Genomic DNA, 14,686 nt, shown 5'->3' with positions numbered 1-14,686 from the left:
CTCCAGTCCGAGATCCACACGCCCCGCGCCCCCCACCCAGCCAAGCCAGGCGTAGAACAGCAGCAGCCCCATCATCCCGACCCAGAAAATCGGCGTGGAATAACCCGCCAGACTGATGATGCGCACCACGTAGTCGGAAACGCTGTTGCGCCGCGCCGCCGCCAGTACGCCCAGCGGAATGCCCAGACCCGCACCGACGATAATCGCCATCGTCGCCAGCTCGAGCGTCGCCGGGAAGACGCGCAGAATATCGGCAGTCACCGGTTTACCCGTCAGCAGGGCATTGCCCAGATCGCCGTGCAGCAGGTTATTGAGGTAAATACCGAACTGAGCCAGCAGCGACCGGTCGAATCCCAGCTGGTGATAGACCTGCTGATAGGTGCTGTGGTCGGCATCCGGTCCGACAATCGCCAGCACCGGATCAACGGGCATTACGCGGCCGATGAAAAAGGTCAGCAGCAGCAGACCGAACAGCGTCACCACCACCTGCGTTAACCGCTTTGAGAAGCGCCGGGTCCGTGAGCCGGGCGCGAGAATTGCCACACTCATTTGTCACCTCCGGTTTTGTAGACGTCGCGCAGGAAGGTGGTGGCCGACGGGTGCGACTGGAAGTTCTTCACCTCGTTACGCACCACCACCGAATCAACCATCTGCGACAGAGGAACCATCGCCGGGATCAGCGCGTCGTAGCGGACCTGGATCTGCTGGTAGTCGGCGATCTGTTTTTCCGGATCGCGCTCCAGCAGGGCCTTGTCGATCATTTCGTTGAGCGGCTTGTCGTAGAAGCTGGTACGCCAGCCCTGGAAGTTGGTCAGACGGGCTTCATCGCTGTTGTCCGGGTTATAGACCAACGCCCGCAGGCTGGAGTGCGGATGGGGTTCGACGCCGCTACCGCCGCGCCCCACCAGCATGTCGAACTTGCGCTCGCGCATTGCGCCGTAAATCTGGTTCCCGGTGCCGGTGATGATTTTGGCGTTGATGCCCGCCTGCATCAGCGTCGACTGCACGGCGATGGCGATATTGAGGAACGGCTGATCCGCCAGCACCCGCAGGGTGGTGTCAAACCCGTCCGGGTAGCCCGCCTCCGCCAGCAGCTTTCTGGCGCGCGGGATATCGAGCCTATAGCCCGGGTCCGGCAGCGTGGACGGCATACCCGCCTTGATCGGGCGCTGGTGCAGCACGCCGTAGCCCGGCATCAGCGCGCTGTTGATGCCCTGATAGTCAATCAGATAGCGCACCGCTTCGCGCACCTTCGGGTTAGCGAAATGGGCCTCTTTCATGCTCATCGCCACGTAGTAGACCGTGCCTTTCTGCACGGCTTCGACGGTGAGCTGCGGGTCTTTGCGCAGGGCGTTAATGTCCGCCACCGCCATGTTGTTGGTAACGTCGAGGTCGCCTTTCTCAATCATCAGGCGCAGGGTTTGTGACTCCTGGAAATGACGCAGCACCACCCGGCTCATTTTGGGTTCTTCCCGCCAGTATTGCGGGTTACGCTGCATGCGCAGCACATCCTTCGCCTGCCAGGTTTCCAGCATAAACGGGCCGGAACCCGCTTCGTTGGTGGTAAGCCAGCGGTTGCCCCAGTCGTTATTCACCGCGTGCTGCTGCACCGTTTTGCTGTCGAGCACGCCGAGGTTGCCGAGCGCGCCGAGGGAGTAGATCACCAGCTGCGGATCGTTAGGCTTAGGCAGAACAATTTGCACCGTGTAGGCATCGGGGGCACTGATTTGGCTGTCGATGTTTTGCTTAGAAAATCCATACGACTTCCACACCGACGCCTGGGCAAGGTTGAGGTGCAGCAGACGGCGCATCGACCAGACCACATCCTCCGCCGTCAGCGGGTTGCCAGAGTGGAATTTAACGTCGTCACGCAGGTGAAAGGTCAGGGTTTTACGGTCCGGCGAAATATCCCAGGACGTCGCCAGCGCGGGCCTGACGTTGGTGAGCGCGTTCGGGTCCAGCTCCACCAGCGAGTCGTAGAGATTGACCACAATGCCGACCACTTCGTTACCGGTCATTGCCGCCGGATCGAGGGTCAGCAGGTTATTCATGTTCATGCCGATGATGAGCTGGTCGGGCGGCGTTTTCGCGTACGCCGCACCGCTCCCCATCATCAGCGAGAGCGCGAGCAAGCACGCCCCGGCTAAGGGAGATCGTTTCATGTATATATCGCCTGTAGGGTACGTTTTTATCTGTCAGTCGTGGCTGACGGTATTGGCTTCGATATATGCAAAATTAATGTCTTCGCCCAGTCCCGGGCGGGTCGGCAGACTGACCATGCCGTTTTCGTCCATCGGGTCCACCAGGCTGTTGAGGTACGCCGCCGGTTGGTCGTAGTCGAGGAACGGGTGCAGCAGGCCGCGCTCGTACCAGCGGCAGTTTTTGATGGCGCCAATCACCGCCAGGCTGGCCGCGCCGTTGCCGTGTATTTCGCAGTCCATGCCAAAAGATTCCGCCAGGTTCGCCACCTTCAGCGTTGGGGAAATGCCGCCCACGCCGTTCGACCCAGCGCGCAGGATGTCGCAGGCCCCGGCTTTGATCCAGTCAGCACGGCTGTGGTGCTTTCCACCCAGGCTTTCCGGCCCGATAACCGGAATCGAGAGGTTCTCCGCCAGCCACGCGTAGGAGGCCATGCTCTCCTCTTCCATCGGCTCTTCAAACCAGGCGAAGTCAAGCTTTTCCAGCGCTTTGCCGATGTACAGCGCCTCGGTACGGCTGTACCAGTGGTAGCCGTCAATCATCAGGTCAATGTCCGGGCCAACCGCTTCACGCACGGCGGCACAGGCTTTGACGTCCATCTTTGGATTGGGGGCGAAAGAGACCGGCGGCATCCAGGTGTGCAGCTTGATGGCCTTGTAACCGCGCGCCACCAGCTTTTCGGCAAAGCTGGCGTACTCCTCTGGCGTGGATAATCCGCCCGGCAGATCGTCGCCGCACATGGTGCTGCCGTAGGCCGGCACCTTATCGCGATAGCCGCCAAGCAGTTTCCAGACCGGCAGGTTGAGCTTACGGCCAATCAGATCCCATAGCGCCTGTTCAACGAAGCCCAGCGCACGCTCGGTCAGCTGATGCGCGCTTCCCCGCTGCCAGTGCGCCAGATCCTGCCAGATGCGTTCCCGGTTGAATGCGTCCTGCCCCACCAGCACTTTGCGAAAGAAGGTATTGACCACAAAGGGGCGCACCACTTCCGGCGGCGCGAACGAATATCCGCGGGAGCCCTCTTCTGCCGTGAGGGTCAGCATCGCCATTTTGGCCATGCTCTCCGGCCCAGGATGCGAATGCCCCGCGGCGTCAGAGACCCGACGCGTCGGGTACTGAAAAACGGTGACGTTTACAGATTCAATTTTCATTATCGGTCCTTAAGTCCGGCGATAAGCCCAGAAGCAGAAAATGACAAAGGGGTTTTATGATTTTAAAAATGCGTTTCAGTATGTAATTTAAGCATAAAAAATCAGCACGTCCTCGGACAAAACGCGTTAAGGAGAGGCTATTTTTTGGGCATATGCACGGTCGGACGTGACAATTTTCACAAATGCGCGGGGAAATGTGAGGTTGATCGGGAGACGTTATTTGAAGGTAAGCGCAGAAGCAGGAATATGCTGACCGGCAACAACCCGCGGAAACTTCTGCGCTTACAAATCAGTCAACTAACCCGCTTCCGGGGCTGGAACGGCAAGCGTTTCCAGCAGCGCATGCATAGACGCATACCGGCCACTGGCATTGTTAAAGCTGGCATGATGGCACGCTGGCGAGACGATGAGGGTTTTGAGCCCCGCGCTCAGGGCGGCACGGTAGCCGCTCTGGCTGTCCTCAATCACTATGCACTGTGAGGCCGCCAGGCCTAATTTTCGCAGCGCAGAGAGATAGACCGCAGGATGCGGTTTACCGTAGCGTTCATCGTCGGCGCTGCAAATGACCTCAAAATAGTGGCCGATACTGAGTTTCTCTAGCACAGCATGCACGATTTCATACGATGAAGAGGTGGCAAGTGCAATCCGGTAGCCTGCCTCACGGAAGTATGTCATCACGTCGTAGACGCCCTCTATCGCTTTGCCTTCCCGGCTAATCAGTTCGATGATGCGCAGACGGATGGCCGCTTCAATCAGTGCAGGATCGGCCTCAAGCCTGCAATATTCGCACCAGGTCCGGGCAATCTCATCCAGCCGCTTGCCTTTTGTCAGTGACTCACACTCTTCGTCGCTGACCTCAGCACGCCAGCCTGCCAGAGCTGCTTTTTGCGCCTGACGCCACAGGCCTTCGGAGTCAATGATGACGCCATCCATGTCAAAAATTACCGCCTTAACATCCATCATACGTCTCCGTGATTGGCCCGACGCTGCCGTCAGGCCTTAATAAATTACGAAATTCCGACCGTTTCACCCTTGCAGGTTTCCTGACGAACAAACCCAGGCTGTTCAACCCGAATAAACGGACACAGGATAAAGGCCACGACATACAGCGCCGTGTAGGCAATGACCACGCCGAGCGTGCTGAACCAGGGCAGCAGCACCACGGCAATCGCCGGCGCAAGGAAGTTAGACAGGCCGGCTGACAGGTTATACACCGAAATCGCCGCCCCCTTGTGCCGCGGCTCCAGCGCCGGGAACACCGCCGCCATCGGTACGAAGGCCGCCACAAAAATCCCCAGCGCGATGGCCGGCACCAGTGCCATGGCAAAGTTATGCCCGAAGTGCTGCGGAATGTAGTAAAACGCCAGGCTCGAGAGCGCCATCCCGATGCAGCCAAACCAGCGCACCACCCGCATCCAGCCCATTTTTTCCGCCACCACGCCCCAGAAGACGTTCGAGAAGATGGTGGTGAAGAAGAATACTGCCCAGACCTGAAGCCACTCGGAGGTGGTGAAGCCCAGTTCGTCAACAAACATCATCGGCATGATGACGGCAAACCCGAACAGGGAGAGGGTGTTGATGATACGCACCATGCTGGAGAGCAGAATACTGCGGTTGGTGTAGAGCAGCGTCGCCGCACGGCCCAGCTCGGCGAATTTTTCCCGGGTGGAGAGAGTCTGCATATGCCGTGGCGTTTCCACCTTACGCATAGAGACCAGCGCAATGATCCCGCCGGTTACGCAAAACGCCAGTGCCAGCCACAGGGTGCCCATCTCCCCGATGTGCGGAATGGTAAAGCTAGGAATGTAGCTGCCGAACACGCCGATGCCGATAGAGTAAACCGCCCAGAACCAGCCCAGCGCCGCGCTGGTACTGTCACTGCGAACGTTATGCACAATGGCGACGATAAAGGCATAGAGGAACAGCGGATAGGCCAAGCCGCGGATCCCGTAGAACAGCAGAATTAATGCGTAATTTGCCTGACCCAGACCAAAAACGAGAAACAGGACGTGGAAAACGCACCACAGGACGAAGCCAATCAGCATGGTTTTTTGCGGGGTGATGATTTCAGCCACCACGCCGGAAATCCATGCGGAGAGCGCCGCCGCGAGACCGTAAAGCGTGAAGGCGAAAGAGGCTTCAGCAGGCGTGAAGCCCAGCGCCTTAATATAGTGCGACAGGAATGCCAGCTCGAAACCATCGCCCGTCATAAAGACCGCGATAGCGATATACCCCCAGACCAGACTCAGGGGTAATCCCAGCCATTGTTTGTTATTTAACGACATATTGACCTCGTTTTTAGGATACAGGGAACCGCTCCGGCAGCATCGCCGGAGGGTCTTTGCCACAGAATTATGGGTTTCGGTAGTTCAGGTCGTTTTGGTAAAGCGCGTTAAACTGCTGGTAACGCGTCATCAGCGCACGGTGGCGCGCCGGATCGCTGCGCCAGGTTTTATAGACTTCAGGTTTTTCGCACACGGAAGCCAGCGGCTTACCGGCTGCGAGACAGGCCAGCCGTGCAGCCCCCAGCGCACCGCCGGTTTCGCCGCCCTTATGCGTCACCACCGGCATCGCCAGAATATCGGCCAGCAGCTGGGCCCAGAAGGGGCTCCGCGCCCCGCCGCCGACGAGGGAGCACTGTTCAATCTGCGTGCCGCTCTCCTGCAACACGCGAAGGCCATCGGCAATACCGAAGCTGACGCCTTCCAGCACCGCATACCCCATCAGCGCACGCTGGCTGGAGTGCGTTAGCCCCCAGAACATGCCCCGTGCACAGGGATCGTTATGCGGCGTACGTTCCCCGGAAAGGTAGGGCAGGAACATCGGCGCGCTCGCTTTCTCCGCATCGCTTAGCTGGGCGATCTCCTCAAGCAATGCCAGCTCCGTGACGCCCACCAGACGGCAAAACCACTGTAGACAACTGGCGGCGCTTAACATCACGCTCATCTGATGCCACAGGTTTGGCAGCACGTGACAGAACGCGTGCACGGCAGACTGGGGCGCCGGACGGTAGGCATCTGTGACCACAAACAGCACGCCGGAGGTGCCCAGCGAAATAAACGCATCGCCCGGCGAAACGGCCCCAACCCCTATCGCGCTGACGGCGTTATCTCCCCCGCCGCCGGCAACGATAACCGAGGGGTTCAGACCCCACCGCTGCGCTACCGCAGGTTCGAGTAGCGCCGAGACCTCACACCCTTCCACCAGCGCAGGCATGGCGGCACGCGACAGCTCACATTTTTCCAGCAGTGCATCCGACCAGTCTCGTTTTCCCACATCCAGCCACAGCGTCCCGGCCGAGTCCGACATATCAGAGATTTTTTTTCCGGTCATTTTGAAGCGCAGATAATCCTTCGGCAGCAGCACGGTGGCGAGACGGCTGAAGTTCTGCGGCTCATGACGGCGCACCCAGAGCAGCTTTGGTGCCGTAAACCCCGGCATTGCCAGGTTCCCCGCCACCTGGTGCAGTTCGGGCGCCATCTCTTCCAGCTCTGCGCACTCCTGCGCGCAGCGGGTGTCATTCCACAGGATGGCCGGACGCAGGGGTTCACCCGCGGCATCCAGCAGTACCGCACCGTGCATCTGTCCGGAAAGGCCAATGGCTTTTATCGCCTGCCAGTGGTGGCCGCACTTCTCCCGGAGGGTGGCAATCAGGTATTCGGTTGCCTCCCACCAGGCTTCCGGCGATTGTTCAGACCAGTGCGGCTTCGGACGCTGTATCGTCAGCGGCGCGCTATGGGTGGCGACAACGCCGTTGTTTTCGTCAATGACCAGCGCCTTTACTTCTGATGTGCCAAGATCGATGCCCAGATACATACCCACCTCTCACTTAATCAGCGCGTAGACGTCAGCGATTTTTTCACGCAGAAGCGCGGCAAAATCTTCCCGGCCGGTCAGATCGCCAAACAGGGCGGTATCGCTGGCATATCGGGCTATCGGATCGTCCGATTCGAACATCGCATGTACCGCAGAGGCGTTGAGGATACCGTCCTGGTATTCATATGGCAGCTTGCCGTGATGCCACTGCTCCATATAGACGTAGAACAGCGCAGGCAGCATAGCGGTAGCGTCAGGACGTACGCCGCGCTGGTAACATTCACGCAGCGTTGGGGCTATCATCGCCGGGATCTTCGAGAACCCGTCGGCCGCGACGCGCTGGTTGGTGTCCTGAATCCAGGGGTTGGTAAAACGCTTAAGCACCACGTCGCGGTAGGCTGGCAGATCGATGCCATTATCTCCCAGGCAGGGAATGACATCTTCCGTCACGTAGCGGTCGGCAATCTTGTAGATAAATTCTGTCAGCGTGCTTTCATGGATATACTGCTGCCCGACCAGAGTACCCGCCCAGGCGATACAGCTATGGGAGGCATTGAGGATGCGGATCTTCGCCTCTTCATAAGGGATGACGGATCCCACCAGCTCCACGCCCACCGTTTCCAGCGCGGGACGAACGTCGCGGAAATTGTCTTCAACCACCCACTGAATAAAGCGTTCCCCCATAACCGGGGCGTTATCGTCTATGCCCGTCCGGGCCTTAATGCGCGCCGGGAGATCGGCCGCCGGACGCGGTGTGATGCGATCCACCATGGTATTCGGACAGGTCGCATTAGCGCTCAGCCAGTCGATGACCCTCTGTTTGCCGCTGAGGGTTAAGAATTCAATCAACCCGTCGTGGAAGCGCTCGCCGTTATGCCGCACGTTGTCACAGTTAAGCAAGGTTACCGGACCCGCTCCGTTCGCCATACGCGCTTCGAGGATGCGGGCAATTGTCCCGTAGATGGTTTTACAGCCGCCCTTAATATCGCTCGCCAGATCGGCATTGGCCACATCCAGCCTGTGGCTGGTATCCAGATAGTAGCCCCCCTCCGTCACGGTAAACGCGATGACCCGAGTCTGCGGGTTCGCCCCTTCGGCAATCAGCGGCTGCAAATCCGCCTGCCACGGGATCAGCGTCTGAATCGAGGCGATCTCTTCATAGTCTCTCTCGCCTTCCGGGCTGACGGTCTCCAGTACATATCGCCCCTTCTGCGCGGCCAGCGCCTGCACCACATGTTCAGCATCGTTGCGTATGTTGCCCGCAGCGATGTGCCAGCGCGTATCGCCGCCGGCAATCAGGCGGTGCAGATACCACGCCTGATGCGCACGATGAAAAGACCCCAGCCCAATATGTAGCCATGTGTATTTCTCGGTCATTGTTCTGTTCTCCAGTGAGGTTATGGCTGAACTGTAGATGATCATTTGATTAAAATAAGAGCTACAGATCACAAAAGAACAAATGACCATTCAAATAACAAATGACCAATAAAGAGCAAACCGCTTGCCTCAGCGCGGAGCACCCGCCAGAATGACAGACAATTGTTGTGGGTGTTGACCGCCCTCAACCCCACTCTTGAGGCAGGGAAACGTGAGCAAAGAAGATGACATCAGGCTCGATCAAAAAGTGCGGGCGGCATGGATGTATTACATCGCCGGGCTTAATCAAAGCGAAATTGCCAGCCAGCTCGGCACATCAAGACCGGTGGTGCAGCGGCTGATTGCCGCCGCGAAAGAGGAAGGCATTGTCTCGATTGGGCTTCATCACCCTGTCGCTAACTGCCTCGATTATGCGCAACTTCTCGCGGAAAAATATCACCTGACCCACTGCAACATTGTGCCCGTCTACCGCAATGAAAGCGCGCTGGATAGCGTGACGTTTGGCTGTTATCAGCTGATGGCCCGCTACCTGCAAGGTGATAAACCCACGGTTGTCGGAATTGGCTCCGGACTGACGCTAAAAAAAACCATCAAGCGTATCGATTTTGACAGCCACAACACCCGCTGTGTCGCCCTGATCAGCGCCATGAACGAGCACGGGCAATGTAACTATTACGATGATGTGCCGTTGCTGCTGGCGCGTAAAATTCAGGGAAAATATTACCAGTGGCCGGCGCCGCGCTATGCTCAGTCCAGCGAGGAGCATGAGATGTGGTGCTCAAACCGCCTGTTCCGTAACGTCTGCGCCGTGGCGGATGCGGCCGATGTGATTTTTGTCGGCATCGGGGCGCTGGGCAGGCAGAGCCCTATCTTCAAAGACGGGTTTATCGATGAGGCACAGCTGGAAGAGTTGACCCAGCGCGGTGGCGTTGGCGAAATACTCGGACGCTTTATCGATGCCGACGGCAACGTCATCGACAGCCAGATTAATCGCTTTATTACCAGCTACGATATTCGCCAGAGCCAGTGTCCACGTATTGCGGCCGCCTGCGGCGAGGATAAACGCCCGGCGATCCTTGCCGCCCTCAAAGGCGGCTGGGTAAACGGTCTGGTGACGGATGAACAGACCGCGCGCTGGCTGCTGACGCGTCAGGGCTAGCCCGTGACGCTCTGGCTGCCAATCAGTTCCGGTGGGATCTCAATACGCCTGACCGAGGTATCACCGGAATCGAGAATTTCAAATACCTTCTCCAGCATCGCCGGGACGTCCTGGCGCACCATGTCGATATCATGTCCCAGCAGAGAGACAAATGGGTCCCAGTCAAAACAACCCATCGGCGGCTGATTTTGGCCGGTCTGCCCGTATTGGGCCAGCCAACGTACCACCCCCTCCAGCGAAATGGTCGAATTGACAAACAGCCCCTTTAGCGCCGTCGATGGCGACGGGAAGGTGGCTCTGAGCTGCTCCTCCACGCGCGATGACGAGTACCCGGTGACCAGCAGCTGCTGTTCCGGAACGGTCAGCCCATGGGCCTGATGGGCATCAAGGAACCCGCGCAGGCGCTCTGCGGTGTTGTTATCACTCCGGCGTCCGCCCACGAAGGTCAGCGGAGCCAGCGAACCAAACCGTTTAAAGCTGCTGGCGAGGATCCGCTCTGTCAGCATCTTCGCGCCGCCGTAGTTATCCGAAATGATAGAGGGCGCCAGGGTACCCGGCAGATCAAGATTTAGTGTAGGTACGCCCGCCTGATGACAGAGTTCAGCAATTTTGTCCGGGTGTGTCGCCCCCGTGGCAATGACCCAGTCAACCTGCCAGGAGAGCATGGCACGGGCGGCATCCAGCTCGAGTTCCGGCTGTCGGCGTGTGCAGGTAATAATCGGCAACAGCCCTCTGGCACGCGCCATCTCTTCGAATTTTTCCGCTATAGAGCCGAAATAGCGGTTGTCATATTTCGGCACAATCATGCCGATAACGTTCGATTTCTTGCTGCGCAGCAGGCTTGCCTGACGGTTAACCGCGTAGCCCTGCTCTTGTGCAATGCGGGTTACCTTCTCTGCCAGGCTGGCGCTGATGCGGCGTTTCTTCCAGTTGCCATTCAAAATAGCACTCACCGCGCTGGCAGAAACGCCGGTGAGTTCCGCCAGATCGTAAATGGTCGTTTTCTTCGTTTTCTCAACGCGCGTCACAAAATCGCCTCTTCATTTTGAATGTCTCTTGCTGGAGAAATAAGCAAGTGCTAGATCTGCTTCATCGATTGAGCAGTTTGCTTCACGCGTCAGTCAGAACCCCCGTTCTTCACGCGAAAGCAGACACACCCTAAAAATCATCTCTGCATAAAGGATTATAAAATGAATCACTCTGTCCCCTCCATGAATAGTTCCCTTCAGGGCAAAGTCGCTGCTATCACTGGCGCCGCCTCAGGTATTGGCCTGGAGTGTGCAAAAACGCTGCTCGGCGCTGGCGCTAAGGTGGTGTTAATCGACCGGGAAGGCGAGAAGCTTCAGCGCATCGTCGCCGAGCTGGGCGAGAACGCGTTTGCCCTGCAAATCGATCTGTTCAAACCCGAGCAAGTCGACGCGATGCTGAGCGACATTGTCGGCCTCGCCGGCGGCCTGGATATTTTTCACGCCAATGCAGGCGCCTACATCGGCGGGCCGGTTGCTGAAGGCGACCCGGACGTCTGGGATCGCGTACTGAACCTGAATATCAACGCCGCCTTCCGCTGCGTTCGTGCCGTACTGCCGCATATGATTGCGCAGAAGTCAGGCGATATTATCTTCACCAGCTCCATTGCGGGCGTGGTGCCGGTTATCTGGGAGCCGATCTACACCGCGTCCAAATTTGCCGTTCAGGCGTTCGTGCATACCACCCGTCGTCAGGTCGCGGAACATGGCGTACGCGTCGGAGCCGTTCTGCCTGGGCCGGTAGTGACGGCTCTGCTCGACGACTGGCCGCAGGCCAAAATGGATGAAGCGCTGGCAAACGGCAGCCTGATGCAGCCGATTGAAGTCGCAGAATCGGTGTTATTCATGGTGACCCGTTCGAAGAACGTTACCGTCCGGGATCTGGTGATTCTGCCTAACAGCGTCGATCTTTAAGGGCCGCAAGGATGAAGAGTACACCTGAAACCGTTATCGGCGTAGACGTCGGCTCCGGCAGCGTCCGCGCGGGCATTTTCGATCTCAGCGGCAGGCTGCTTTCCCACGCGACGCAGAAAATTGCCACCGTGCACCGCAGCGGAAGCCGCGTGGAGCAGTCCAGCGCCGAGATCTGGCAGGCCGTTTGCCGCTGCATCCGCGAGGCGCTGGCGCGCTCCGGGACGACTCCGCAGAGCGTTGCCGGCATCGGGTTTGACGCCACCTGCTCGCTGGTGGTGTTGGACAACAATGGCGAACCGCTGGCGGTCAGCCCTGACGGTGAAGCGGAAAACAATATCATCGTCTGGATGGATCACCGTGCGACAGACCAGGCGGAGCGCATCAACGCCACCCATCATCCGGTGCTGGACTATGTTGGCGGAAAAATATCGCCCGAAATGGAGACGCCCAAGCTGCTGTGGCTGAAAGAAAACCATAGTGAGGTCTACGATCGCGCCTGGCAATTTTTCGATTTGGCCGATTTCCTGACCTGGCGCGCGACGGGCGATGTCACCCGTTCCATCTGTACCGTAACCTGTAAATGGACGTGGCTGGCCCATGAGAATCGCTGGGACCCGGACTATTTCCGCACCGTTGGCCTGGACGAGCTGGCCGGAGAAGATTTTGTCCGCATAGGGCAGCATATTGCCGCCCCCGGCACCCCTTGCGGCGAGGGCTTAACGGAGCAGGCCGCGCGTGAGATGGGCTTGCTGCCAGGCACGCCGGTGGCGGTAGGGTTAATTGATGCCCACGCTGGTGGCATCGGGACGTTGGGCGTTGGCGGCGGCGCGCTGAACAATCTCGCGTATGTTTTTGGCACCTCATCGTGCACCATGACCAGCGCCGAGAGCGCCGTTTTTGTGCCCGGCGTCTGGGGGCCTTATTTTAGCGCGATGGTACCTGGACTGTGGCTGATTGAGGGCGGACAAAGCGCCGCGGGTGCCGCTATCGATCTGTTATTAAGTTTCCATCCTGCCGCACCGCAAGCGCGCCAGCTGGCACAGGAGTCAGACCTGCCGCTGCCGGTTTACCTGGCGGACCGGCTTTTACAGACCTTCGCCACCGCCTCAGAGGCGGTGAACCTGGCAGCAGGACTGCACGTGGTACCCGAATTTCTGGGTAACCGCGCGCCCTTTGCCGATCCCCATGCGCGGGCCACGATCTGCGGGCTGGGCATGGAGAACGATATCAATAACCTGATGGCACTGTATGTGGCCGGTCTGTGTGGTATCGGTTACGGTTTGCGACAAATCATTGACGCCCAGCGTGAATGCGGCGTACAGACCGACAATATCGTTATCAGCGGCGGCGCGGGCCAGCACCCTTTCGTCCGCCAGCTGCTGGCAGATACCTGCGGGCTGCCGGTGTTAGCGACTCAATGCAGCGAACCGGTATTACTGGGTTCGGCCATTCTCGGGGCGGTGGCGGGAAATATAGCCCCTTCAGTGACCGATGCCATGAAACAATTTACCCACGTGGATAAATATTTCTATCCGCAAGCGAACTTTCAGTCCCTTCATCTGCGTCGATACGAGGCTTATAAGCAGTTACAACAGACTGCGACAGTAATCAGAGAATAAATACACGTCAGTATATTTAGAGAAAAAGACAATAAGAAAACTCACGCCGGAATATTTCCGGTGTGGGCTTACCTGTACGCTACAAACGAGGTCAATATGTCCGAAATAAATAAACAGTGGCTGGGATTGCCGCTGAACCTGCTATGGGGATATCTGGCGATCGCGGTCTTTATGACGGGTGACGGTTTCGAGCTGGCATTCCTGTCGCACTATATTAAATCACTGGGCTTCACGCCTGCTGAAGCCTCTTTCGCCTTCACGCTCTACGGTCTCGCGGCGGCGCTCTCCGCGTGGATTTCCGGCGTGGTGGCTGAAATCATCACCCCGCAAAAAACCATGCTGATTGGCTTCGTCCTGTGGTGCGTTTTCCACGTCCTGTTTCTCGTTTTTGGTCTGGGTCAGGCAAATTACGCATTAATTCTGCTGTTCTATGGGATCCGCGGTCTGGCCTACCCGTTATTTTTGTACGCCTTCATCGTGGTCATTATTCATAATGTGCGTAGCGATAAATCCAGCTCGGCGCTGGGCTGGTACTGGGCGGTTTATTCCGTAGGTATTGGCGTGGCGGGCAGTTATATTCCGAGCTTTACCATTCCGCACATCGGGGAGATGGGCACCCTGTGGCTGGCACTGGCGTTTTGTCTGGCAGGGGGAGTCATCGCCATGGTATCCCTGCGCAGCGTCAAAACCCCAACGCACATGCATAATCTCTCCACCCGGGAAAAATTCGCCGAGCTGGGCCGTGCAGCGACGCTGCTCTACACCAACCGCAGTATTCTGCTCTCCAGCATGGTGCGTATCATCAACACCCTCTCCCTGTTCGGGTTTGCCGTCATCATGCCGATGATGTTTGTTGACGAGCTGGGCTTCACCACCTCCGAGTGGCTTCAGGTCTGGGCGGTATTCTTCTTCACCACCATCTTCTCGAACGTCTTCTGGGGCGTGGTGGCGGAAAAAATGGGCTGGATGCGGGTGGTGCGCTGGTTTGGCTGCATCGGGATGGCGCTTTCGAGCCTGGCGTTTTACTACATTCCGCAGCACTTCGGGCATAACTTTGCCATGGCGCTGGTCCCGGCCATCGCGCTGGGGATTTTTGTGGCGGCCTTCGTACCGATGGCGGCGGTGTTCCCGGCGCTGGAGCCGCGGCACAAGGGGGCGGCGATTTCGGTGTATAACCTGTCAGCCGGTCTGTCTAACTTCCTTGCGCCGGCGATTGCCGTGGTGCTGCTGCCCTGGTTCAGCACGCTCGGCGTGGTCATCGCCTATACGGTGCTTTATCTGCTGGCTTTTGTTCTGTGTGCCTTTATCCGCGTCACGCAGCCGGGTTTAGAAAAAGCAAATAGCAGCAAGAGAGGGATGGCGGGTCTGCTGAATACTCCTCATCCTGAAACGCTGAAGGAGTAAGCGAGAGAACTTTCCTGCCGG

12 protein-coding genes are annotated in these 14,686 nt (G+C 58.1%); 4 read left to right on the top strand and 8 right to left on the bottom strand.

Annotation, left to right across the window (positions count from 1 at the left end):
* The 7 genes from INF61_RS21160 to dalD all read right to left on the bottom strand — a co-directional run.
* The coding region (locus INF61_RS21160) for an ABC transporter permease (RefSeq protein WP_193548104.1) at positions 1-549 on the bottom strand (549 nt) is incomplete at its 3' end.
* The gene (locus INF61_RS21155) at positions 546-2,162 is read right to left on the bottom strand and encodes an ABC transporter substrate-binding protein (RefSeq protein ID WP_193548103.1); all 1,617 of its coding nucleotides are present in this window, start codon (positions 2,160-2,162) and stop codon (positions 546-548) included. The genes INF61_RS21155 and INF61_RS21160, both read right to left, overlap by 4 nt.
* Positions 2,163-2,195: 33 nt before the next feature.
* On the bottom strand, positions 2,196-3,350 hold the full coding sequence (locus INF61_RS21150) for a mandelate racemase family protein (RefSeq protein ID WP_058700788.1): 1,155 nt from the start codon (positions 3,348-3,350) through the stop codon (positions 2,196-2,198).
* Positions 3,351-3,647: 297 nt separating this feature from the next.
* On the bottom strand, positions 3,648-4,313 hold the full coding sequence (locus INF61_RS21145; RefSeq protein ID WP_077266483.1) for an HAD family phosphatase: 666 nt from the start codon (positions 4,311-4,313) through the stop codon (positions 3,648-3,650).
* A 44-nt stretch (positions 4,314-4,357) separates the two neighbouring features.
* Positions 4,358-5,635, bottom strand: coding sequence for an RbtT/DalT/CsbX family MFS transporter (locus INF61_RS21140; protein ID WP_017693074.1), 1,278 nt, complete (start codon positions 5,633-5,635; stop codon positions 4,358-4,360).
* Positions 5,636-5,702: 67 nt separating this feature from the next.
* Positions 5,703-7,166, bottom strand: coding sequence for a xylulokinase (xylB, locus tag INF61_RS21135; protein WP_023304094.1), 1,464 nt, complete (start codon positions 7,164-7,166; stop codon positions 5,703-5,705).
* 9 nt (positions 7,167-7,175) lie between these two features.
* Positions 7,176-8,543, bottom strand: a complete 1,368-nt coding sequence (gene dalD / locus INF61_RS21130) for a D-arabinitol 4-dehydrogenase (protein WP_032104897.1) — start codon at positions 8,541-8,543, stop codon at positions 7,176-7,178.
* Between the two features lie 211 nt (positions 8,544-8,754).
* On the opposite strand from dalD, the gene INF61_RS21125 reads away from it, so the two are divergent.
* Entirely contained in the window at positions 8,755-9,702 is a 948-nt protein-coding gene (locus INF61_RS21125; protein WP_023295033.1) for a sugar-binding transcriptional regulator, read from the top strand.
* Here the strand turns inward: INF61_RS21125 and INF61_RS21120 are convergent.
* Complete coding sequence (locus INF61_RS21120) at positions 9,699-10,730, bottom strand: LacI family DNA-binding transcriptional regulator (RefSeq protein ID WP_032654226.1); 1,032 nt, start codon at positions 10,728-10,730, stop codon at positions 9,699-9,701. The two genes, INF61_RS21125 and INF61_RS21120, sit on opposite strands and share 4 nt — an antisense overlap.
* A 162-nt stretch (positions 10,731-10,892) precedes the next feature.
* Between INF61_RS21120 and INF61_RS21115 the strand changes: the two genes are divergently transcribed.
* The 3 genes from INF61_RS21115 to INF61_RS21105 all read left to right on the top strand — a co-directional run bounded on the left by INF61_RS21115 (position 10,893) and on the right by INF61_RS21105 (position 14,665).
* Complete coding sequence (locus INF61_RS21115) at positions 10,893-11,642, top strand: SDR family oxidoreductase (RefSeq protein ID WP_161799062.1); 750 nt, start codon at positions 10,893-10,895, stop codon at positions 11,640-11,642.
* Between the two features lie 11 nt (positions 11,643-11,653).
* Positions 11,654-13,261, top strand: a complete 1,608-nt coding sequence (locus INF61_RS21110; protein ID WP_193548102.1) for an FGGY family pentulose kinase — start codon at positions 11,654-11,656, stop codon at positions 13,259-13,261.
* Positions 13,262-13,357: 96 nt separating this feature from the next.
* Entirely contained in the window at positions 13,358-14,665 is a 1,308-nt protein-coding gene (locus INF61_RS21105; protein ID WP_023304097.1) for an RbtT/DalT/CsbX family MFS transporter, read from the top strand.
* Positions 14,666-14,686 lie beyond the last annotated feature (21 nt).

The sequence above is a fragment of the Enterobacter cloacae complex sp. P18RS genome (assembly GCF_014982105.1).
In the GTDB taxonomy this organism is placed as follows: Bacteria; Pseudomonadota; Gammaproteobacteria; order Enterobacterales; family Enterobacteriaceae; genus Enterobacter; species Enterobacter hormaechei_C.
Note: the sequence above shows the minus strand (reverse complement) of the source record. Positions and strands in the feature narration are given on the sequence as shown.

Bases quoted from the DNA above. Each gene is read 5' to 3' on its own strand.
- INF61_RS21155 (WP_193548103.1), bottom strand. From the start codon at position 2,162: ATGAAACGATCTCCCTTAGCCGGGGCGTGCTTGCTCGCGCTCTCGCTG.
- INF61_RS21150 (WP_058700788.1), bottom strand. From the start codon at position 3,350: ATGAAAATTGAATCTGTAAACGTCACCGTTTTTCAGTACCCGACGCGT.
- INF61_RS21145 (WP_077266483.1), bottom strand. From the start codon at position 4,313: ATGATGGATGTTAAGGCGGTAATTTTTGACATGGATGGCGTCATCATT.
- INF61_RS21140 (WP_017693074.1), bottom strand. From the start codon at position 5,635: ATGTCGTTAAATAACAAACAATGGCTGGGATTACCCCTGAGTCTGGTC.
- xylB (WP_023304094.1), bottom strand. From the start codon at position 7,166: ATGTATCTGGGCATCGATCTTGGCACATCAGAAGTAAAGGCGCTGGTC.
- dalD (WP_032104897.1), bottom strand. From the start codon at position 8,543: ATGACCGAGAAATACACATGGCTACATATTGGGCTGGGGTCTTTTCAT.
- INF61_RS21115 (WP_161799062.1), top strand. From the start codon at position 10,893: ATGAATCACTCTGTCCCCTCCATGAATAGTTCCCTTCAGGGCAAAGTC.
- INF61_RS21110 (WP_193548102.1), top strand. From the start codon at position 11,654: ATGAAGAGTACACCTGAAACCGTTATCGGCGTAGACGTCGGCTCCGGC.
- INF61_RS21105 (WP_023304097.1), top strand. From the start codon at position 13,358: ATGTCCGAAATAAATAAACAGTGGCTGGGATTGCCGCTGAACCTGCTA.